General features: G+C 64.1%; 10 protein-coding genes and 1 pseudogene. 8 read left to right on the forward strand and 3 right to left on the reverse strand.

Features of this window, described 5'->3' with window-relative positions; all coding sequences use genetic code 11:
- Positions 1-231: 231 nt before the first annotated feature.
- Both FJ960_RS25330 and FJ960_RS25335 read right to left on the reverse strand, forming a co-directional pair.
- Positions 232-6,288: a translocation/assembly module TamB domain-containing protein gene (locus FJ960_RS25330; RefSeq protein ID WP_140717650.1), complete on the reverse strand. Its 6,057-nt coding sequence runs from the start codon at positions 6,286-6,288 to the stop codon at positions 232-234.
- A gap of 2 nt (positions 6,289-6,290) precedes the next feature.
- Entirely contained in the window at positions 6,291-8,219 is a 1,929-nt protein-coding gene (locus FJ960_RS25335) for an autotransporter assembly complex family protein (protein ID WP_140717652.1), read from the reverse strand.
- Between the two features lie 280 nt (positions 8,220-8,499).
- Between FJ960_RS25335 and FJ960_RS25340 the strand changes: the two genes are divergently transcribed.
- From FJ960_RS25340 to FJ960_RS25370, 7 genes are all read left to right on the forward strand, one after another.
- A complete protein-coding gene (locus FJ960_RS25340; protein WP_140717654.1) occupies positions 8,500-13,980 on the forward strand; it encodes an alpha-2-macroglobulin family protein in 5,481 nt (1,826 codons plus the stop codon).
- 108 nt (positions 13,981-14,088) lie between these two features.
- Positions 14,089-16,179 (forward strand): penicillin-binding protein 1C, encoded by a 2,091-nt coding sequence (gene pbpC, locus FJ960_RS25345; protein ID WP_246672946.1) that lies wholly within the window; start codon positions 14,089-14,091, stop codon positions 16,177-16,179.
- Between the two features lie 124 nt (positions 16,180-16,303).
- Positions 16,304-16,981: a M15 family metallopeptidase gene (locus FJ960_RS25350; RefSeq protein ID WP_246672947.1), complete on the forward strand. Its 678-nt coding sequence runs from the start codon at positions 16,304-16,306 to the stop codon at positions 16,979-16,981.
- A gap of 214 nt (positions 16,982-17,195) precedes the next feature.
- A complete protein-coding gene (locus FJ960_RS25355; RefSeq protein WP_027141569.1) occupies positions 17,196-18,224 on the forward strand; it encodes a sulfate ABC transporter substrate-binding protein in 1,029 nt (342 codons plus the stop codon).
- A gap of 22 nt (positions 18,225-18,246) precedes the next feature.
- The gene (gene cysT, locus FJ960_RS25360; RefSeq protein WP_140717660.1) at positions 18,247-19,098 is read left to right on the forward strand and encodes a sulfate ABC transporter permease subunit CysT; all 852 of its coding nucleotides are present in this window, start codon (positions 18,247-18,249) and stop codon (positions 19,096-19,098) included.
- Positions 19,091-19,975: a sulfate ABC transporter permease subunit CysW gene (gene cysW, locus FJ960_RS25365; RefSeq protein WP_140717662.1), complete on the forward strand. Its 885-nt coding sequence runs from the start codon at positions 19,091-19,093 to the stop codon at positions 19,973-19,975. The genes cysT and cysW overlap by 8 nt, the downstream gene beginning before the upstream one ends.
- A gap of 12 nt (positions 19,976-19,987) precedes the next feature.
- A complete protein-coding gene (locus tag FJ960_RS25370; protein WP_027141566.1) occupies positions 19,988-21,028 on the forward strand; it encodes a sulfate/molybdate ABC transporter ATP-binding protein in 1,041 nt (346 codons plus the stop codon).
- A 202-nt stretch (positions 21,029-21,230) separates the two neighbouring features.
- Here FJ960_RS25370 and FJ960_RS25375 read toward each other — a convergent pair.
- Positions 21,231-21,452: pseudogene (locus FJ960_RS25375) on the reverse strand (antitoxin); the annotation flags it as partial.
- A gap of 265 nt (positions 21,453-21,717) precedes the next feature.
- Here FJ960_RS25375 and FJ960_RS25380 point away from each other — a divergent pair.
- The gene (locus FJ960_RS25380; protein WP_140502328.1) at positions 21,718-22,704 is read left to right on the forward strand and encodes a sulfate ABC transporter substrate-binding protein; all 987 of its coding nucleotides are present in this window, start codon (positions 21,718-21,720) and stop codon (positions 22,702-22,704) included.
- Positions 22,705-22,774 lie beyond the last annotated feature (70 nt).

Genomic DNA, 22,774 nt, shown 5'->3' on the forward strand with positions numbered 1-22,774 from the left:
TTCCGCCGATTAACATTCCGCATCCAGGCCACGATGTCAAAGACGACATGGATTGGGAACTTGTTAGCGAATGTGCAACTTTGAAAGGGGGGCAGTTCGCGTGATAGCGACAGTCTTGGCGCAAAATTGCTAGTGCGCCCAGATTTCGCCAAAATCTCTTCGGGCGATTAAACTGAGACGTTCGCACCGGTTACGACAGCGCCAGTTGCGGCCAGAACGAGGGCCAGATCGTCAATATTCCTTCTCGTAGAATATTCCGCCCTTGGCTTCGCCGGCGTCCGTCGCCTCGCCGCGCAATTTGACTCCGCGCCCGACATTGAGGTCGATGGTCGCCTTGCCGGAACCCGGCTTGTCGCCCTTCTGGACAGTCACATAGGTGCGGTCATTGAGATACTTGCCGGCCGAGACCGCCGTGCCCCCCTGGTTGTCGGTGATGACGTCGAGATCGTCGACGCCGATGGCGCTGCGCAGATTCTCCAGTAGCGACGTCGAGCCGCCGACCCCAGCCAGTTGCCCGGCCGCTTCTGCAAGTTGCGCGATCTGCAGCGGCGACAGGTTCGACATCGACCGCCCGAAGATCAGTTGCGCCAGCACTTCATCCTCCGGCAGCGCCGGCACTGAACTGAAGGTGAATTTTGGATTGGTCGCCTCGCCCGACACCACGATGGTGACGGTTGCGCCGGTCGTGGTCGTCGTCGCCGTCAGGTTGAGGTAAGGCACCAGTGAGCCGGAGAATCCGACCGTGCCTTCGGTGAAGGTCAGCCGCTTGCCAAGGATCGACAGCCGGCCACGCTGCAAGGTGAAGGTGCCGACGGCTTGCGGCGACGAGGCCGGGCCGGTCAGTTTGAGCGAGCCGCCGAGTTCGGCGTCGACACCCCTGCCCTGGATGAAAATCTGGTTCGGCGCATTGACGGTAACGTCGAGCGCAAGGCCGCTGCCACTGCTCTTGCCGCTGGTCGTCGCCGGGCGCAGCGCCTTGTCCTGTGCCCTGACCGCACCCGGCGCGTTCTTGTGCTTGACGTCGAGTGCCGAGAGCGAGCCCGGCAATTTGTCCGGAACCGTGATGACGGTCTTGGCCAGGTTGACGGTGCCGGCGATGGCCGGTGCCGAAGTCAGCGGCCCCTTGATCGTCAGGTCGCCACCAAGGTTTGCGGTCACCACGCGTCCATCCGTGTAGCGGCCATCGGTGAGCTTGATCGACAGGTCGGCCGGGAACCCTTGCGCCGGATTGATGCCAACCGTACCGCTGGCCGACAGGCTGCCGCGCGTCGACAGCGTTCCGGTCAACCGGTTGATCCTGGCAACACCGTTGCCTATCGAGACGTCCGCCGCGATATCGTTGACCGCAAGGCCCGAGCGTGCGTCGACTAGCCGCGCGCCCGAGGTTTTGACGCTGCCGCCGATCACGGGCGATGTCGCCGGACCGCGCACCTGGATATTGACGTTGGCGGTGCCGGTCAGCGCCAGGCCCTGCGCGGCAAGCTTCTCGCCGAGGAGGCCGAATGGCACGGCACCGTTGAAATCGAGCGCCAGCGCGGGCGTGCCCGCGGTCGTCACCGTGCCGCCGCCCTTGAGGCCAAGCCCGGCTCCGTCGCTGATATTGGCGTTGAAGGCCAGCTTGTTGCCGGCAAAGGTACCCGACGAGGAAACACTCACCGCGCCGACGCCCGCGCCGCGGGTCTGCAATGTCTGCACGCCGGCCGCGTCGATGTTGAAGGCAACGGCGGGGCTCGCCGGTGCGCCCGTCACCTTCACCGTGCCGGAGATGGAACCCGCGGCATCGAGACCGGGCGAAAAACTGTTGGCGAGCGACATCGGGACGCGCGCCAGCACTGCGTTGATGTCGAGCGTCTGCCCGACCTTGCCGGTCACCGTCGCGGTGCCGCCGCCAAGGTTGAGCACCAGCCTGTCAAGCGTCGTCGTGCCATTGGCGATGCTGACGGTCGAGGCCTGGGCGATAGCCGCCTTGATGCCCTGGACCGTCGCCTGCCCCGAAGCGAGTTCGATGGTGGTGGTGCCGCCGGCCACCTTCACGCGGCCGGCGGCCCTCGCCGGAATGCCCTTGACCGTGGCGCCGCCGGAAAAGCCGGTCCAGTCGCCATCGCGCTTCAAATCGACATCGATGCCGCTGATCACGGTGCCGCCCGATGTGACGGTGTCGGCGTGGATCTTGCCGGAGATAACAGGCGCGGCGAGGTAGTTGGCGATCAACGCATCGATGGAAACGGCCTTCGCCTGGAGATCGCCACGCGTGATCGAGGCGGTAGTCGCCTTGATGGCGACCTGGGGCGCCGCGCCATTCCTGGAGAAGGCGATCGTGCCGCGCACATCGCCCTCTGCCTTTTCAAGGGCCAGCGCTGCGAGCGGGCCGATATCGGGCAGGTCGAGCGAGATGGTGCCTTCAGGTACGAACTTGTCGTCCAGCGCCAGATCGCCTGAAATCCTGTTCTTGCCAAGCGAGAGGAGCAGGCCGTTGATGGCGCTCTTGCCGTCCGCCGTTGCCAGCACGGCACTCCCCTGCAGCGCCTGGCCGGCGACAATGCCAGTGAGCTGCACATTGGCTGCAGGGTTGGCGGCATCGGCCTTGCCGGTCGCCGTGAGCTTCAATCCGGTGATCTCGCGCGATGCCACCGAGAGCTTGTCGCTGTTGACGGTAAGCGACAGGTCCGGCGCCATGGCCGGCCCTTGCGCACTCAGCGCAAAAGCGATGGCGCCCTTGGCATCCTTCGACAATGGCGAGATGTCGCTCAGCGTCCCCCTGATGTCGGCGGTCACCTTGTTGTCGGCAAGGCTTGCCTGGCCGTCGGCACTCAGTGCGCCCGAAGTGAGCTTCAATCCGCCTATGTTGAGATTGCCGTTGGGCTCGCGCTTCAGCGTGGCGCTTATCTGGGCGCGGTCGCCAAGCATGCCGCGTGCCGCCGCCGGCAGGGCCGACGATGGCGCATCCGCCTTCAGGTTGAGATCGATGGCACCGTCACGCAGCGATACCTGACCGGCGACCTGGCTGCTGAGCGCATCGCTTTTCAGCGTGCCGCTGTCGATGGCGACGGCGTCGGCGCTCAGCCGGGCGCTGAGCGCCGCCGTGACCTTGCCTGCGATGAGCGGCGCGATCGTTGCATTGTCGAGCCCAACCTTGTCCACCGACACCGTTCCGGAAACCGGCCCGGCGCGGTTCTTGAGATCGAATGCGTCCGAGTGCAGCGTCAGGGTAAGTCCGTCCACCTTCGCCGGGCTGGTGACGACTGAGGGCAGGATCGCGGAAAAGTCCAGCCGGGCATGCGTGCTTTCGCCCGCAATTTTGGCCGACACTGATCGGACCTCGAGCTTGACCGGGCTCTCGGTAGTTCCGACCGTCAGCGGCAGGCTGGGGCCGGACGAGGTCAGATCGATCGCGAAATCGCTGGCCCCGTTCGGGTTGATGGTGCCGGCGGCCTGACCGGAGACCTTCTCGCCGGAGAGGGTGGCACGGTCGAGGGCGACGCCGCCGGCAATGGTGTAGCTGCCGACCGCATCGACGGCGAGTGGTCCGAGCCCTGCCTGTCGGGTCTGGCTGGTCTCGGCGCCGGCCAGTTTCGCGTTGAACCGGATGTCCGGAGCTGCCGGGGCGCCGCTCACTTCAGCGATACCATCAAGCGTTCCCGTAGCATCCAGGCCTGGCAAAAACGCATTGGCAAGCGTGGCAGGCAAAGCGGAGACCTGTGCCGCCAGATCGAGCGTCTCGCCGGCGCTGCCCGAAAGCGCCACTTTGCCGCCGTCAATATCGAGCGCTAGCTTGTCGATGTTGGCTGTGCCGTCCGCGATGGTCAGAGCCGACGGTTCGGCAATCGCCGCCTTGATCCCACGAATAGTGGCGTCGCCCGAGGCAATCTCGACGCTGGTCGTGCCCTCGGCGATCTTCACCCGGCCGGCAGCGGTCGCCGGAATGCCCGCGATCGTGGCGCCGCCGGTGAAATCGGTCCAGTCGCCGTCGCGCTTGAGATCGACGCCGATGCCGCTGATTTCTGTGCTTCCCGAAGTGACCGCATCGGCCTTGATGGTGCCCGAGATCGCCGGCGCCTTGAGATAATTGGCGATCAGCGCATTAATGGCGATCGCTTTGGCCGTCACCTCGCCACGCGCGACCGACGTGCTCTTGGCATCGATGGCAATGGAGGGTGCGTCGCCGTCCTTGGCGAAGAGGATGGTGCCGTTGATGTCGCCGGTCACTGCCTGGCCGGCCAGCGCGGCCAATTGGTCGATTGCCGGCGCGGCGAGCGTCAGCGTTCCCAAGGGCATGAACTTGTCGTCGAGCGCCAGGTCGCCCGAGACCTTGTTGTCGCCCAGCGAGACCAGGAAGCCGTTGATCGAACGCTTGCCCTCGCTGGTCACCAGGGCAGCCTTGATGTCGAGCGGCTGGTCGTTGACGGCACCGGTCAGCGAGACATTGGCGGAAGGGTTCGTTATGTCGGCCTTGCCGCTGGCAGTCAGCTTGATGGCCTTCACCGTGCGGCCCGAAGCGGTCAGGCTGTCGCTGTCGGCGCTAACAGTGAAATCCGGCGCGGTGATCGCGCCGGATGCCGACAGTGCGAAATCGACCCCGCCGGTAACCGGTACGCCGACCGTCGGCGACAACACTGAAACGTCACCCAATTTGCCCTTGATGTCGGCCTGGATGTCCGTGCCTTGCATGCTGGCCGTACCGCTGGCGCTGAGCGATCCCGAAGTGAGTTCGATCGAGTTCGCGGCGAAAGAGCCCTGCGGATCGCGCGATGCCGTGGCCGAGAATTTCACCCGCCCGCCGAGCACCGATGCGATCTGCTGCGGGAACGCGGTCGCCACGGCATCGGCGTTCATTTTGAGCTGCATCGACATGTCGGCGAGCGCTACCGTCGCCGTCAGCGACGCATTGAGCGCATCGGAGCGCAGCGTACCCTGGTCGATGGCAACAATGGCGTCCTTGCTGATTGAACCGGCCAGATCGACATTGACCTTGCCGGTGACCAGCGGCGCCAACGTCGCGACGTCGGTTTTCAGGCCGCCAGCCTCCAGCTTGACGGCAACCGGGCCGGCGCGGTTCTGGATATCGAAACCATCGGAATGAACTTGCGCCGCCAGATCGTCCAGCCTCGTGCCGCCGACGACGATCGAAACGAAGGAGGCGCCAATGTCGACGATCGGCGCCTTACCGTCGCCGAAGGCCCGCGCGGTGGCGTTCTTGATCGCCAGCGTGATCGGCTGCGCCTTGCTGCCGACGCTGATCACCACGGGCGGGCCCTTGGCGGCGAGTTCGACCGACAGGTCGCTGGCGCCGGCGGGATCGGCTATGCCGGAGGCGGTGCCGTGCACCGCATCGCTCTCGATGCTGGCCCGGTCGATGCTGATGCCGCCAGCCGATGTGGCGGTGCCCGCGATATCGAAGCTGGTCTTGCCGGCAAACAGCGACTTCAGGTTTTCCGGCAGGAAGCGCGCAAAATCGCCGTCGCCCTTTGCCTCGACATGATTGCCCTTGTCGGTGAGCTGATGGCGGCCGGTGAGCTGGGTGACGATCCGATGGTCGACGAGGAAGGTACCGACACCACTCCAGTTGGCAAGCGGCCCGCTGCCCAAAACCGCGATATCAACCGGTGGCGCATCCGGTAGCTTGAGCAGATTGGCAATGATGCCGCCGGCCGGCTCCGACGCCTTGAGGTCGAGGTCCAGCTTGTTGTCGGTGGGTGCGAAATGGATCTTGGCATCGACATTGCCTTGTTTACCGTCGTGGCGGGTGACGTTGAGCACCGTCTGGACCGCCAGTGGCGCGGCATCGGCCTTGAGCATTCCCTTGGCCGCGAGCTCGGCGATGCCGCTGCCGGCCAGCTGCTCGCCAAGCGCGATTTCCGGCAGGTCGATCTGCTTGATGTCGATGGAGACCGGCAGCGTCGTCGTGCCGCTCTGCGCCGGCGGCTGCGTACCGGCCACCGGCAGGCGCGCCACTTCGACGCGCTCGGCCGCGATGCGATCGGCGCTGAAGCTTTTCGACAGCAGTGCCGTCGGCGACCAGTCGACGGCTACTTTGCGCGCCACCAGCCACGCGCCCTCGCGGTCCTCCAGCACGACATGGTCGATGCTGAGATTACCCGACCAGATGCCGTCGATACCGCTGACGGTAACCTTGCGATCATCGCTTGAGGCCAGCCGCGAAATGATGCCGGCGAGGTTGTCGCGCCCGCGCTCGGTCTTGGTCAGCACGACGAGCGCGCCGATCGCACCCGCGAGCACGATCAGCAGCGTGTAGAGGACAATGCGAAGGATGCGCCAGACCGTTTTCATCGTCAGAACGCCTGGCCAATGCCGGCATAGATGCCGAAATGCGGGTCGCCGGGATCACGGTTGAGCGGCACGGCCGCGTCAATGCGCAACGGTCCGAACGGCGTGACGTAGCGCAGGCCGACGCCGGCACCGACCTTGACGTCGGAGAAATTGGGAACCGACTTGGTCGACACCGTACCGGCATCGACGAAGGGCACGATGCCGATCGTGTCGGTGACGGCGATGCGCATCTCCACCGAGGTCTCGAAGAACGACAGGCCGCCGATCGGCTGGCCGGCGAAATCCTTGGGACCGATGCCCTGATAGGCATAGCCGCGCACCGAGCCGCCGCCGCCGGAATAAAAGCGCCGGTCGGCCGGGACGCTCTGCAGCCCGGTACCGACGATCGAGCCGATGGCGACACGCTCGGCCAGCACGAATTTCGAGGCCGTGTCCAGCGACTGATAGGCCGATCCCTCGCCCTTCAGCTTGAGGAAGGCGGCACCACTCAATATGTCGTAGCTCGGCTCGGCATAGGCGAGCACCCTGAAGCCCCTGGTCGGGTTCAGCCTGCTGTCCCTATTGTCGTAGACATATTGCAGCGGAATGCTGGCGATCAGGTAGGTGTGCTTGCCGAAAGCGTCGTGGATGCGCGAATAATCGAGCGCGACCTCGGCCGATACGGTCTGCCTCTTGTCGAGTTCGTAGGACAGGCCGGTGCTGCCCTTGACCGAGAAATGGTCGTATGCGTCCGGATGCTCGAGCACGGTCTTCACGCTGGCGAAGAATTTCGACGCCGGCCCGATGACGCCGGGTTTCTCGAACATGATGCCGGCATTGTAGTTCAGTTCGGACAGATTGTTGCTGCCGATGCCGCTGATGGCGCCGTCGATGCGCAGCTTTTCGGCACGGCCAAACAGGTTGCGATGGCCCCAGTACCCCTCCAGGCCAAGCCCCTCGGTGTTCGAGAAGGTGCCGCCGAGCCCGAAGAAGCGCGGCTTGCGCTCGCTGACCTGGACGTCGATCGGGATGTTGCCTTCGGCGTCGAGCTTGTCGGCTTCCTTGAACGTCACGCTGTTGAAGACCTCGAGCGCCAGCAGCCTGTCGCGCGCGTCGCTGATCTCCTGCGGCGAGTACTGCTTGCCACGCTTCAGCCCGGTCATGTATTCGGTGAAGTCGCGGTCGATCTTCTCGGTGCCTTCCACGGTGGTCGCGCCATAGCCGGCGACCGGCCCGGCTGCGACCGTCAGCGTCACGTCGAGTGTCGAGGTGGCATGGTCGGCGACGATCTGCCGGTCGGTCACCCTGGCCAGCGGCCTGCCCTGCTCCTTCAGCGTCCGCACGATCAGCGCCTCGGCCTTGAGCACCGCGCCCGATCCGGCGTCGCCGCCAGATATCAGCCCATAATCGGCGCTCATCAGCCCCGCGGCGTCGCCCTCCAGCCTGATATTGCCAAGAGTGAATTTGGGGCCGGCCGAAATGGTGATCACCACCGGAATGGGCTGCGGACCCTTGAATTCGGCGTCCGGCGGCAGTTCGTCGAGCGGCTTGCCGTCGATGGTGATGGTGACGACGCCTTCATAGCGGGCATCGGCATAAAGTGCGGCGACCAGTTGTTCCCGGTCGCTGCGCGCCTTGGCCATCAGCCCGAGCGAGCCCGAAACCGGCCGGTCCTCATCGCCTTTCAGCGCCGAGGCGTTTTCGAGCTTCTTGACGAGGTCCTTGTCGGCATCGGGTGCGGAGATGGTCACCGCGTAACGCAGGGGATCGGCAATATCGGCGTCCTCGTCGCTGGAGGATCCCCATAGCTTGATGCCGAAAAGCTCGAACGCGGCCGCGTGCCTCGCTTCGCAAAGCAGCGCCGACGAACACATCATGGCCAAAAGCAGGGCGCGCGGAAGCACGCGCCCTGGCGCGGTCCCTCCTGACATCTGCTCTTCATGCGCCGGCATTAAGATAACCTAGTTCGTAAACCTAAAATTGGAATGAAGTTCTGAAGCGCTCGTAAAGGGGCCACAATCCAATTGTCTGAAATAGGACGGGCTTGGAATTCACACCTTCTGCGTTTCCGCAAGAATGCGTGATCCCCTGTCCTATGGAGGTTACTGTCCGCATACCGGTCCTTGCCCGGAAAATAAACCGTTGGCAGGCGGCATCTGCCGCGTTCGCGCGTTGACAAGCCTGACTGAAGCTTGATCATGCCCGGACGTCTGCAATTGTCTGGAGGGTGTAATGGCAATGCGCGCGGCTCGTGGTCTGTCGATTCTCGTCCTTCTCTTCTTCGCCTGGGGCAGCGTCGCGCAAGCGGCCGAGGCCCGGCGAATCGCAACGACCGACAATTCCGACTATTTCGGTTTCGACCTCAGGTCGGACCAGAACGTCACGCTCGACCAGTGCAAGACGACATGTCTCGGCGATCCGGCCTGCCGCGCCTTCACCTACAACACCAAGGCCAAATGGTGCTTTCTCAAATCCGACTATAACCAGTTAAAATCCTTCACCGGCGCGATCGCCGGCAAGGTCGTCAACATCGACGGCGATCCCGATATCGGCGCGCCGCCGGAACTCGGCTTCTTTCCCAACTGGATGGCCGACCAGGCCCAGCAATATCGCAACAAGCTGCTTGGCCCGGCCTTCGACAAGCCGACGGAGGGCATGGCGGCACTGACCAATGCCGCCGAACAGGCCGTATTGACCGGCGACCATCGCGCCGCCATGCAGAAATACGAGGCTGCGGTCTCGGTCATGCCTGACGATGGCCAGCTCTGGCTCAAGCTGGCTCGCGAAACGCTGGCCGTGCAGCCTGCAGCCAGCACCTCCGAAGCCTCGACTTTGCCGGCAAACGGCACGTCGGTCGCCTTCAACGCCTATAAGCTGCTGCGCACCACCAAGACGCGCGCCGAAGTGCTGGCGCTGCTCGGCAATGGTCTCGACAAGCGCGATCTCTACCGGCCGGCGCTCCAAGCCTATGAGGCCAGCCTTGCGCTGGAAAGCGCGCCCGCGGTGCAGGCCGACTATGCCGATCTGAAGGCCCGCAAGGGGTTCCGTGTCATCGATCACTCTGTCGATGCCGACACCAGCGCGCCGCGCATCTGCGCGCAATTCTCCGAGGATCTGGTCAAGACCGGCATCGACTACACGCAGTTCGTCACCGTTGACAACGCGCCGCCCAAGGGCGTCGAGGCCAAGGATAAGCAGATCTGCGTCGAAGGGCTCGAACACGGCCAGCACTATGACGTCACCTTCCGCGCCGGCCTGCCGGCGGCGATCGGCGAAGTGACCGCCGCCCCCGTGGTGCTGTCGATCTATGTGCAGGACCGCGCGCCGTCCGCCCGCTTCACCGGCGACAGCTTCGTGCTGCCGACCGGCGCGCGCCGCGGCATCCCGATCGTCACCGTCAACATGAACGCCGCCGAAATGAAGCTCTACCGCATCGGCGATCGTTCGCTGGCGCAGCTTCTGTCGGGCTACCAGTTCCTGCACCAGCTCGACGGCTATGACATCTCCAAGATCTCCGAGCAGATGGGCGCGCCGGTCTGGCAGGGCCAGCTCGACATCGTCAACGATCTCAACAAGGAGGTCACCACCTCGTTCCCGGTCGACGAAGCGCTGCCGCAGCGCAAGCCCGGCGTCTATGTGCTGACCGCGCAACCGGTCAACGACAAGAGCGACGACTACGGTTCGCTGGCCACGCAATGGTTCGTCGTCTCCGACATTGGCCTGTCGACCTATACCGGCCAGGACGGGCTCAATGTCTTTGCCCGTTCGCTGGGCAGCGCCAAGCCGATAGCGGGTGCCGAACTGACGCTGGTTGCCCGAAACAACGAGGTTCTGGGCACCGCGACGTCCGATGCGAACGGCCACGCCGTCTTCAACCCCGGCCTGACGCGCGGTGACGGCGGCATGGTGCCGGCCGTGCTGATGGCCAAACAGGGCGACAATGATTTCGTCTTCCTCGACATGGCCAAGGCCGGCTTCGACCTGTCCGACCGTGGCGTCACCGGACGCGCCGCACCGGGCGCGCTCGACGTCTATGCCTGGACCGAACGCGGCATCTACCGTGCCGGCGAGGACGTCCACGTCGCCGCCCTTGCCCGCGACGGTGCGGCCAAGGCGGTCGAGAACCTGCCGCTGACCTTCATCTTCTCGCGCCCCGATGGCGTCGAGGACCGCCGCATCGTCAGCGACGGCGCCTCGGCCGGCGGCCACGCCGTCGACCTGCCGCTCGAACCCAACGCCATGCGCGGCACATGGTCGGTGTCGATCTACACCGACCCCAAGCAGCCGGCGGTTGCCAGCCAAATGTTCCTGGTCGAGGACTTCGTGCCGGATCGCATCGAATTCGACATGAAGGCCGACAAGCAGGAGATTGCGCGGGGCGAAACCGCCAACATCAACATTGACGGCCGCTTCCTCTACGGCGCGCCGGCGGCGGGCCTGGCGCTGGAAGGCGAACTCACGCTGTCGACGTCGCGCGACTGGGACCGCTTCCCCAACTTTTCCTTCGGCCTCGCCGACGAGCAGTCGGCGGAGCCCACGGTCACGCCGCTCACCGATCTGCCGGTGGTTGGCGATGACGGCAAGGCGACCTTCCCTGTTACCGTCGACCAGTTGCCCTCGACTACCAAGCTGGTCGACGGCAAGGTGACGGTGCGCATGCGCGAAACCGGCGGCCGCGCCATCGAGCGCTCGCTCAACATCGGCATCCGCCCGCAAGGCCATATGATCGGCATCCGTCCGGACTTCGCCGACGGTGAAGTGCCACAAGGCGGCACCGCCAAGTTCAGCCTGATCGCCGTCGATCCCGACGGCAAGCGCGAGGCGCTGAAAGGCGCGCAGTGGACGCTGGTCAAGGTCGAACGCAACTACCAGTGGTATCGCTCCAACAACTCCTGGAACTACGAGCCGGTGACCTTGACCAAGTCGATCGCCAACGGTCAGCTCGACCTCGCCGCCGATGGCGACGCAACCGTTTCCGTACCGGTCGATTGGGGCCAGTACAGGCTCGAGGTCGAGACATCGGAGCCGGAGGGGCCCGCCACCAGCTATGAGTTCGACGCCGGCTGGTATGTCGCCTCGACCACCACAGAAACGCCCGACGGCCTGGAGATTGCCCTGGACAAGGACAATTATACCGCCGGCGAAGTGGCCAAGCTGAAAATCTCGCCGCATTTTGCCGGCGAACTTCTGATCAACATCGGCTCCGACAAGCTGCTGAAGACCATCACGGCGACCGTGCCGGCCGGCGGCAGCACCGTCGACATCCCGGTCGGTGACGACTGGGGCGCCGGCGCCTATGTCACGGCAACCCTGTTCCGGCCGGGCGATGCGCAGGAAACCCGCATGCCCGCCCGCGCCATCGGCGTGAAATGGCTGACGGTCGATCCGGGCGCCAAGAAGCTCGCCATCACGCTCACGCCGCCTGACAAGACCGTGCCGCGCCAGCAGCTGTCGATCCCGGTTTCCGTGGCCGGCGTGCAGCCGGGCACCAACGCCTATGTCATGGTTGCCGCCGTCGATGTCGGCATCCTCAATTTGACCAACTACAAGGCGCCGGATCCGGAGACCTGGTTCTTCGGCCAGCGCATGCTGGGCATGGAGATCCGCGACATCTACGGCCGCCTGATCGATGGCTCGCTGGGCACCACCGGCAAGCTCAGGACCGGTGGCGACGGCGCCAACATGCAGGCGCAAGGCAGCCCGCCCACCGAAAAGCTGGTCGCCTTCTTCTCCGGCCCGGTCCAGCTCGATGCCGATGGCAAGGCACGGATCGACTTCGACATTCCGCAGTTCAACGGCACCGTGCGCGTCATGGCCGTCGCCTGGACCAAGGAGGCGGTCGGTCATGCCCAGTTGGACGTGATCGTACGTGATCCCGTAGTGATCACCGCCGGCCTGCCGCGCTTCCTGGCGCCTGGCGACAATGCCGTCATGCGGCTCGACGTAGCCGACACGGACGGCCCCGCCGGCGACTATGCGCTGTCGATCGATACGACGGGCGACCTGTCGACAGGCGACAAGCCTCTGCCCCAGAAGCTGACGCTCGCCCAGGGCAAGCGCCAGACCTTGACGGTGCCGCTGATCGCAAAGACGGCGGGCAATGCCTCGCTCACCATCAGGCTGGCACACGCCGACGGCACCAAGGTCGAGCAGACGCTCCATGTGCCGGTGCGCCCGGCCCAGTTGCCGGTCACCACGCGCCTTGTGGTCGATCTCAAGGGCAATGGCGGCGCGTTGCGCGTCGACAAGGAACTGCTGGCGGCAAGCCTGCTCGAAGGCGCTTCGGTCAGCGTCGGCGTTTCGCAGGCGGCGGCCTTCGACGTCCCGTCGCTGCTGATGACGCTCGATCGCTACCCCTATGGTTGCGCCGAGCAGACCACCAGCCGCGCCATGCCGCTTCTCTACGTCAACGAGATGGCATCGGGCATCGGCATGGAAAGCGACCCTGACCTGCACGGCCGCATCCAGGATGCGATCTACAAGGTCTTGAGCTACCAGTCCTCGAGCGGCAGCTTCGGCCTGTGGGGTCCGGGCTCCGGCGATTTGTGGCTCGACGCCTATGTCAGCGAGTTCCTGACCAGGGCACGGGAGCAGAAATACGACGTGCCGGCTCTTGCGATGAACCAGGCCCTGAATAACCTGCAGAACTCGCTCGGCTACGACCAGAGCGTACAGGACCGTGGCAGCGAGATCGCCTACGCCCTCTATGTGCTGGCCCGCAACAAGAAGGCCTCGATCGGCGACCTGCGCTACTACGCCGACACCCAGCTCGAAGCCTTTTCGAGCCCGATGGCCGTTGCCCAATTGGCGGCGAGCCTGGCGCTCTATGGCGACACGCAGCGTTCGGAGGCGACGTTCAAGACCGCACTGCAGCTCGCCAAGTCGAGCACCGACTACGACTGGTACCGCTCCGACTACGGCTCGGCGTTGCGTGACGGCGCGGCGATGCTGTCGCTGGCGGCGGAATCGAAGCCGGTATCGACGATCGTGCCCGAACTGATCAAGCTGGTCACCAGGAAACGCGCCGAAGCCCGCTGGACCAGCACCCAGGACGATTCCTGGATGCTGCTGGCGGCCCGCGCGCTGAAGGAGGGCAATGAGTCGATCACGCTGACCGTCAATGGCGCGCCGCATTCCGGCGGCTATTCAAACCAGGTGAACGGCTCGGAACTGGTCGACAGCCCGCTCGAAATCGCCAACACCGGCAAGACCCCGCTGCAGGCCGTCGTCACCACCGTGGCGTCGCCGATCCAGCCCTTGCCGGCCGGCGGCGATGGCTTCACCATCAACCGCACCTACTACAAGCTCGACGGCACCGAAGCCAATGTGACCGAGGCAACCCAGAACGAACGCTATGTCGTCGTGCTCAAGGTGACGGAACAGAACAGCTGGCCGTCGCGCTTGCTGGTCACCGACCTGTTGCCGGCCGGCTTCGAGATCGACAATCCAGGCCTGGTTTCCAGCGCCCAGCTGTCGAACTTCTCCTGGCTGGCACAAACCGACGCCGCGCATCTGGAATTCCGCGACGACCGCTTCGTCGCGGCATTCAACCCGGCCGACGGCGACCACGACCACAATCTGACGCTCGCCTATGTCGTGCGCGCCGTGACGCCGGGCACCTACGCCCATCCGGCGGCAACGGTGGAGGACATGTACCGGCCGCAATATTCGGCCCGCACCGCCACCGGCATGATGGAGATCAAGGCACCGTAAGGTGCTGATGGTAACGATCATGCACATGGCGGTTGCGTTCATCACAGCTACCTTCTCCTCGTCTCTATACGGGGACAAGGTGCCGGCAGGCGGATGAGGGGCAGCGCCATGCTCACCAAAAGGTTGCTCCGCCGCACTGCCATCGTGGCGGCCTCCCTGACCGGGTTCATCGCAATCGTCACCGCCACCCTCTGGGAGCTCGACCGCGCCTTCCCGCCCCCGCTTCCTGAAAAGCTCACCGTTTCCACTGAAGTCCAGGACCGCGATAGCCAGCTGTTGCGCGCCTTCGCCACGCCGGACGGCTACTGGCGGCTGGAAACCCGGCTCGACCAGGTCGACAAGCAATTCGTCGACATGCTGGTCACTTATGAGGACAAGCGCTTCTGGGGCCATGAGGGCGTCGATGTGCTGGCGCTGGCCCGCGCAGCCGGCCAGTTCGCCACCAGCGGCCACATCGTCTCTGGCGGCTCGACCCTGTCTATGCAGCTCGCCCGCCTGATCGAGCCGCGCGAGAGCCGCAGCCTCGGCTCCAAGATCAAGCAGATGTTGCGCGCCATCCAGATCGAACGGCGGCTGTCGAAGCGCGAGATCCTCGAGCGTTACCTGACACTGGCGCCCTATGGCGGTAATCTGGAGGGCGTGCGCGCCGCTTCGCTCGCCTATTTCGGCAAAGAACCGAAGCGGCTGACCGTTTCCGAGGCCGCCCTTCTCGTCGCCCTTCCCCAATTGCCGGAAAAGCGACGGCCCGACCGCAATCTCCAGATCGCCCATGCAGCGCGCGATCGTGTGCTGAGCCGCATGGCCTCATCAGGCCTGATCGGCGAACGCGAGGCGGCACGCGCAGCACTCGACGACGTGTCAGGCTTGCGGCGCACCTTGCCGGCGCTTGCCGCGCATGCCTCCTATGCGATGCTTCCCAAGGCCGTCCCCGGTCAGCCGCTCAAGCTGACGATCCGCAAAAGCGTCCAGCAAGGACTGGAACAAGTGGCGCGCGACGCCGCCACCAAGCTCGGGCCGCGTCTCTCCGTCGCCATGGTGCTGGCCGACGCCCGCACCGGCGACATTTTGGGCGAAGTCGGCTCGGCCAATTTCTTCGATGCCAGCCGTTCCGGCTGGATCGACATGACCAAGGTCGTGCGTTCGCCCGGCTCGACGCTGAAGCCGTTCATCTATGGCCTCGCGTTCGAGCAGGGACTGGTGGCGCAGGAAACGCTGATAGAGGACAGCCCAGTCGATTTCAGCGGCTACAGGCCGAAGAATTTCGACATGGGCTACCAGGGCGATGTCAGCATCCGCCAGGCTTTGCAACTGTCGCTCAACGTGCCGGCGATCCGCGTGCTCGACGCGGTCGGCCCGGCGCGGCTGACAGCGCGCTTCCGCCAGGCGGGCGTCAACCCGATCTTGCCGGTCAACGAAGCGCCGGGCCTGGCCATCGGCCTCGGCGGCGTCGGCGTCACGCTGCGCGACCTGGTCCAGCTCTACACAGGGCTCGCCAATGGCGGCAAGACGCACTCGCTGCGCGACGGCACCGAACCGGCCAACGCCGTGAGTTCGACCACCACCATCCTCAACGACCAGGCCAACTGGCAGATCATCGACATCCTCTCGGGTGTGAAGCCACCCGAAGGCGCTTTGCAGCGTGGCATCGCCTACAAGACCGGCACTTCTTACGGCTACCGTGACGCCTGGTCGGTGGGCTTCGACGGCCGCTATGTGCTGGGTGTCTGGGTCGGCCGGCCCGATGCCGGCGCGGTGCCGGGTCTTTCCGGCTATGTCTCGGCCGCTCCGATTCTGTTCGAGGGCTTTGTCCGCTCGGGGCTGGCGACCGTGCCGCTACCGGGCAAACCGCCTGGCGCCTTTACCCCCAAGCGCGAGGACCTTCCGGTAACGCTTGCCCGCTTCGGCGCCGGCGCGGATGGCCTGGTGCAGGCGACGCCGACCGAACCCGCGCCGACCATCATTTTCCCGCCGGACGGCGCCCGCGTCGATCTCGCCACCAATTCGGCCGACGCCTCGCCGCTGGTGCTGAAATTGCAAGGTGGCCGTGCGCCGTTCCGCTGGCTGGCCAACGGCAAGCCCCTCATCGGCCTCGACCGCCGCCGCACCGCGACATGGCAGCCCGACGGCGCGGGTTACTCGACGCTGACCGTCATCGATGCGGCCGGACGAGCGGCGAGTGTGAAAGTGTTCGTTGAGTAGAGTGCGTCAAGGGATTCAGCGCATTGGCTTTTTTGAGACCGGGGATAGAAGGATAGCTCGCCTGATGCCTGGTGCCTCGCGCAATCCTCGATTGTCGATAGCGTTAGCTGCGGCAGCGTTCGTTGTGACAATCCCTTTCTCTGCCTTCGCCGATCCCCTCCCTGCCGGCTTCGTCCGCCTCTCCGATATCGCCCCATCCATCCGCCAGGACATTCGCTACGCCAGCTCCAACAATTTCCTGCACCGCAAGGTGAACGGCTACAACGCACCTGTCTGCATCCTCACGGAGGAGGCGGCGAAGGCACTCTCCAGCGTTCAGAAGGCGATGATCGCCAGGGGCATGACGCTGGTCGTGTTCGACTGCTACCGCCCTGCCCGCGCGGTGGCCGACATGGGCGATTGGACGACCGCGGGTGGGCCGCCGGACCCGCAGTGGTATCCGAAGGTCAAGCGCAGCGACCTCATCACCGAGGGCTACGTCGCCCGGCGGTCGGCACATTCGCGCGGCTCAACCGTCGATATCGCTATCGCGCCTGCCGACAGTCCGTCCGTGCCGAAACCGGCCTGCGGCGCGGTCGATGCCAACACCCTCGATTTCGGCACCGGCTTCGATTGTTTCGACATGATGAGCGAGACCGCGCATCGCCCGCTCGGCACCGAAGCAGCGGCAAACCGCAAGCTGCTCGTCGATGCCATGCGTGCTGGCAGGTTCAAGAACTATGCCCGCGAATGGTGGCATTTTGCGCTCGCCCACGAGCCATTTCCCAAGCAGCGCTTCGATTTCCCGGTGACCGCCGAGTAAGCTGCCCAACGCAGACTTGCCCGGCAGCCGTGCATCCCTAGATAGGCCGGATGGCGGACCGGCTCCGCGTGCGGAGCAGCTGCAAGGAAATATTTTCCCAAATGCCACGACAGATCGCCGAAGATTTTCTTCAGGAAGGCAAAAAAGGCAAACATTGAATGCATCTTATTTCTATCAATTCGGTAGATTTGGCACGGGTTCAACGGAGGCAGAAATGACCAAACCTCATTTCCGGAAACTGCTCGGCGCACTGGTCGCCACATCGGTCCAGTTCGGCACGCTCGGTTTCGCGTTTGCCGACACCACCATTCTCAACGTGTCCTACGATCCGACGCGCGAGCTCTATAAGGCCTATGACGAGGCCTTCGCCGCGCATTGGAAGACCGAGACCGGCGAGACGGTGACAATCCAGCAGTCACATGGCGGATCGGGCGCCCAGGCCCGCGCCGTGATCGACGGCCTGGACGCCGATGTGGTGACGCTGGCGCTCGAAGGCGACATCAACGCCATCGTCTCCAAGTCAAAGAAGATCAATCCCGACTGGCGCACCAAATTCGAAAACAATTCAGCGCCTTACACCTCGACGATCATCTTCCTTGTCCGCAAGGGCAATCCCAAAGGCATCCACGACTGGAACGACCTGATCAAGGACGGCACGCAGGTGATCACGCCCAACCCCAAGACCTCGGGCGGCGCGCGCTGGAACTATCTCGCGGCCTGGGCCTATGCCAACGCCAACGATGGCGGCGACGAAGCCAAGACCAAGGAATTCGTCGGCAAGCTCTACGCCAATGCTCCCGTGCTCGACACCGGCGCGCGTGGCTCGACCGTGACCTTCGCGCAAAAAGGCCTGGGCGACGTGCTGATCGCCTGGGAAAACGATGCCTATCTGGCGCTCGATGAGTTTGGCGCCGACAATTTCGACATCGTCTATCCGCCGACCTCGATCCTGGCCGAGCCGCCGGTGGCTGTGGTCGACGCCAATGTCGACGCCAAGGGCACGCGCAAGGTGGCCGAGGCCTATCTGAGCTACCTCTATTCCAAGGAAGGCCAGACCATCATCGCCAAGAACCACTACCGGCCGTCCAAGCCCGATCTGGTTCCGCCCGAGGATCTCGCCAAGCTGCCGCCTATCAAGCTGATCACCATCGACGACCCGCTTTTCGGTGGCTGGAAGAAGGCACAGCCTTATCATTTCGGCGACGGTGGTATATTCGACCAGATCTACAAACCGGCCCAGTGAGCTAAACCTAGATCGGGACGACATGACCACAGCACCCGCGCAGGCGGGGTGGCGGTTCAGACAGCCGAGCGTCATTCCGGGTTTCGGATTGACGCTCGGCTTCTCGCTTGCCTACCTCACCCTCATCATCCTCATCCCGCTGTCCGCGCTGATCTGGCGTTCGGCCGCTCTCGGCTGGGCCGATTTCTGGGCCATCGCCACCGATCGCCGCACGCTCAACGCACTTGAAATCAGCTTCGGCACCGCCTTCATCGCGGCTGTCGTCAATGTCGTTTTCGGCACGCTCGTCGCCTGGGTGCTGGTGCGCTACCGTTTTCCCGGCCGCCGCATCGTCGATGCCATGGTCGACCTGCCATTCGCGCTGCCGACGGCGGTGGCTGGCATCGCGCTGACCACGCTCTACGCGCCGAATGGCTGGATCGGCAAGCTGCTGATGCCGCTCGGCATCAAGGTCGCCTACACGCCGCTGGGCATCGTCATCGCGTTGATCTTCATCGGCCTGCCCTTCGTCGTGCGCACCGTGCAGCCGATCATGGAAGAGATCGACAAGGAAGTGGAGGAAGCCGCCGCCACGCTCGGCGCCAGCCGCTTTCAGATCATCACCCGCGTGCTCTTTCCGGGCCTGGCGCCGGCCATCATCACCGGCTTCTCGCTGGCCTTCGCGCGCGGCGTCGGCGAATACGGCTCGGTCATCTTCATCGCCGGCAATTTGCCCTACAAATCCGAGATCGCGCCGCTTTTGATCGTCATCCGGCTCGAGGAATACAATTACCCGGCGGCGACCGCGATCGCGGCAATCATGCTGGCGTTGTCGTTCATCATGCTGTTGATCGTCAATCTGGTGCAGACATGGAGCCGCAAGCGCTATGGCTGAACCCGAGATCAAATCCTACCAACCGTTCCATGAAAGCCGCTCGGCGGCAGTGACCGAAAGCCGGCCGGCACGGGCCGTGCTGATGACCATCGTCTTCGTCTTTCTCGCCGTCTTCCTGTTGCTGCCGCTGATCATCGTTTTCAAGGAAGCCTTCGCCAAGGGCGTTGGCACCTACCTGGAATCGCTGAGCGATGCGGACACACGTTCGGCGATCCGCCTGACCTTGCTGGTGGCGGCGATCTCGGTACCGCTCAACATCGTCTTCGGTATCTCGGCCGCCTGGGCGATCGCCAAGTTCGAGTTCAAGGGCAAGGCCTTCCTGACCACGTTGATCGATCTGCCCTTCTCGGTCTCCCCCGTCATTTCGGGTCTGGTCTACGTGCTTCTGTTCGGCGCCCAGGGGCTGCTCGGCGAGTGGTTGAAGGCACATGGCATCCAGATCTTGTTCGCCGTGCCGGGCATTGTGCTGGCCACCGTCTTCGTCACCTTCCCCTTCGTCGCCCGCGAACTGATCCCGCTGATGCAGGAACAGGGCAATGGCGACGAGGAAGCGGCTCTTTCGCTAGGGGCCAATGGCTGGCAGACGTTCTGGTATGTGACCTTGCCCAATGTCAAATGGGGCCTGCTCTACGGCGTGCTTCTGTGCAACGCGCGCGCCATGGGCGAGTTCGGCGCGGTTTCGGTGGTGTCGGGCCACATACGCGGCCTGACCAACACCATGCCGCTGCATGTCGAAATCCTCTACAACGAGTACAATGCCGTCGGCGCCTTCGCCGTCGCCTCATTGCTTGCCGGGCTGGCGCTCGTCACGCTGATCTTGAAAACTCTGCTCGAGATGCGCTACGGCGCCGAACTCGCCGCGACGCGCGGACATTAGAAGGTTCATTGCATGGAAGTTCGCGTTGCCAACGTGCGCAAGGAATTCGAGCGGTTTCCAGCGCTCCACGACGTGTCGCTCGACATCAAGTCGGGCGAACTGATTGCGTTGCTCGGACCGTCCGGCTCCGGCAAGACGACCTTGCTCAGGCTGATCGCCGGGTTGGAGCGCCCGACGCGTGGAAAAATTTTCTTTGGCGACGAGGACGCTTCGCAAAAGTCGATCCAGGAACGCAATGTTGGCTTCGTCTTCCAGCACTACGCGCTGTTCCGGCACATGACGGTGGCCGACAATATCGGCTTCGGCCTCAAGGTGCGGCACGGGCCGACGCGGCCGCCCGCGGCCGAAATCCGCCGCCGCGCCTCCGAGCTTCTCGATCTCGTCCAGCTGTCGGGTCTGGAAAAACGCTATCCGGCGCAACTTTCGGGCGGCCAGCGCCAGCGCGTGGCGCTCGCCCGTGCCATGGCCATCGAACCCAAGGTGCTGCTGCTCGACGAGCCGTTCGGCGCGCTCGACGCGCAGGTGCGCCGGGAACTGCGCCGCTGGCTGCGCGAAATCCATGACGCTACCGGCCACACCACCGTCTTCGTCACCCACGATCAGGAAGAGGCGCTGGAGCTTGCCGACCGCGTCGTGGTGATGAGCCAGGGCCGCGTCGAGCAGGTCGGCACCGCCGACGACATCTACGACACGCCGAACTCGCCCTTCGTCTACGGCTTCATTGGTGAATCGAGCTCGCTTCCGGTCAAGATCGAGAATGGCGAGATCTGGCTCGCCGACCGTCCGATCGGATTGTCGGCGCCGCACGCGCCCCAGGGCGATGCGATGCTGTATTTTCGCCCGCATGATGTCGAACTGCTGGACGGCTGCAGCGGCTGCATCGCCGGCACCGTGGCCGCCAGCCGCCGCGTTGCCGGCACGCGGCGCGTCGAGCTCGAAATCGGTGGCGAACGCCAGCGGGTCGAGATCGAACTGCCGGTCGATCATCCGGCGGCACAAAAGAGCCGGGTGGCCTTCCGGCCGGGGCGCTGGAAACTGTTCCCGGCTGCTTAGTTTCTACCGAGCGATATCGATTACTCTTTCAACACGCCTTTTAGAGGCGTGGGCGCCGACAGCATCAGCTCTGCCACGGCTTGGGTGCGTTCATAAGACGTGCGAAACCTTCACCGCTCGGCGGCTTATCGAGGATGTCGAGATAATGCCGATAACTTTTGGCATTTTCGGATTTAACAGCCGTATCGTCGATCTCGGAATCATCCTCCGGACCAAGCAGTGGCTCCTTTGCCCATTGGGTAAGCAACGCGGTGAGACCGGTCTTGCGAACGGGTTGGATGATCAAGCGGTCGCCTTCTCGACTGATCAACACCTTATCGCCGGGAAGCTCGAATTCGACAGGAATACAGACCACCTGGGTCCGATTGTTTCGGAACAGCCTGGCCTCCTTCGGCGGCACGGTTGAATGGCGGGATCGGGGCATTGTCGAAGCTCTTTTGTTTATGCCGTTTGTATCTGCCAAACCGCAACATGATGCAACTCTCCAGATTCGTGCATAGGTCGTCTCGGGAACGATCGTGCTGTCGAGACACCCGAAAAGATCTTACTCGGAAAGATATCCTAACGATTTCCGGTTTGTGCGACACTTTTTCTCAAAGCAAGTCCACATGCCCGCCATGCATGCCTCGTGGCACATAAGACATCGCCGCTATCATCCACCCATGGACGCATTGCACCGGAGCCATTTCATGAAGCGATTTTTCATCGGCGTTGCCGCCGCCGCCGGCCTCCTCCTCGCATCCCCCCAAGCCTGGTCGGCCGACAAACTGCTGAACGCCTCCTATGACGTCGGCCGCGAACTCTTCGTGCAGGTCAACAAGGCCTTTATCGCCAAGCACCCGGGTGTGAGCATCGACCAGTCGCATGCCGGCACTTCCGCGCAGGCGCGCGCCATCGCCGAAGGCCTCGGGGCCGATGTCGTCACCTTCAACCAGGTCACCGACGTCGACTTCCTGGTCAAGAAGGGCCTCGTCTCGGCCGACTGGCAGAAGGATTTTCCCGACAACGCTTCGCCCTTCTATTCGCTGCCTTCGTTTCTCGTTCGCGCGGGCAACCCCAAGCACATCAAGGACTGGAACGATCTCGTGCGCGACGACGTGCAGGTGATCTTCCCCAACCCGAAAACGTCTGGCAATGCCCGCTACACCTATCTGGCGGCCACCGCCTACGCCAAGGAAGCCTTCAAGGGCGACGACGCGAAGGTGAAGGAATTCATCACCAAGCTGTTCAACAACGTGCCGATCTTCGACACTGGCGGGCGCGCAGCGACCACCACCTTCGTGCAGCGCGAGATCGGCGACGTGCTGATCACCTTCGAATCCGAGACACGCGGCATCCGCAAGGAATACGGCGACGACAAATTCGAGCAGGTCACGCCTTCGGTCAGCCTTCTGGCGGAATTCCCGGTGGCGATCGTCGACAAGGTCGCCGACGAGCACGGCACGCGCGATCTGGCCAAGAGCTACCTCGACTTCCTCTATACACCCGAGGGCCAGGGTATCGCCGCCGACAATGGCTTGCGCGCACGCGACGCGGCTGTCGCGGCCAAATACAAGGCCGATTTTCCAGATGTGCGCCTGCTGACGGTGGAAGACGTCTTCGGCGGCTGGGACAAGGTCCAAAAAGAGCATTTCGCCGCCGGCGGTCTGCTCGATCAGGCTTATGGCAGCCGGTAAAGTCTCCGCTGCCCGATGGAAAGATCGAGGAAAGCCGGCCCCGGGCCGGCTTTCCTCGTTATTCAGCCGA

The sequence above is a fragment of the Mesorhizobium sp. B2-3-11 genome (assembly GCF_006442215.1).
Classification (GTDB): domain Bacteria; phylum Pseudomonadota; class Alphaproteobacteria; order Rhizobiales; family Rhizobiaceae; genus Mesorhizobium; species Mesorhizobium salmacidum.

Coding starts and splice junctions, on each gene's coding strand:
- FJ960_RS25330 (WP_140717650.1), bottom strand. CDS start 6,288: ATGAAAACGGTCTGGCGCATCCTTCGCATTGTCCTCTACACGCTGCTG.
- FJ960_RS25335 (WP_140717652.1), bottom strand. CDS start 8,219: ATGCCGGCGCATGAAGAGCAGATGTCAGGAGGGACCGCGCCAGGGCGC.
- FJ960_RS25340 (WP_140717654.1), top strand. CDS start 8,500: ATGGCAATGCGCGCGGCTCGTGGTCTGTCGATTCTCGTCCTTCTCTTC.
- pbpC (WP_246672946.1), top strand. CDS start 14,089: ATGCTCACCAAAAGGTTGCTCCGCCGCACTGCCATCGTGGCGGCCTCC.
- FJ960_RS25355 (WP_027141569.1), top strand. CDS start 17,196: ATGACCAAACCTCATTTCCGGAAACTGCTCGGCGCACTGGTCGCCACA.
- cysT (WP_140717660.1), top strand. CDS start 18,247: ATGACCACAGCACCCGCGCAGGCGGGGTGGCGGTTCAGACAGCCGAGC.
- cysW (WP_140717662.1), top strand. CDS start 19,091: ATGGCTGAACCCGAGATCAAATCCTACCAACCGTTCCATGAAAGCCGC.
- FJ960_RS25370 (WP_027141566.1), top strand. CDS start 19,988: ATGGAAGTTCGCGTTGCCAACGTGCGCAAGGAATTCGAGCGGTTTCCA.
- FJ960_RS25380 (WP_140502328.1), top strand. CDS start 21,718: ATGAAGCGATTTTTCATCGGCGTTGCCGCCGCCGCCGGCCTCCTCCTC.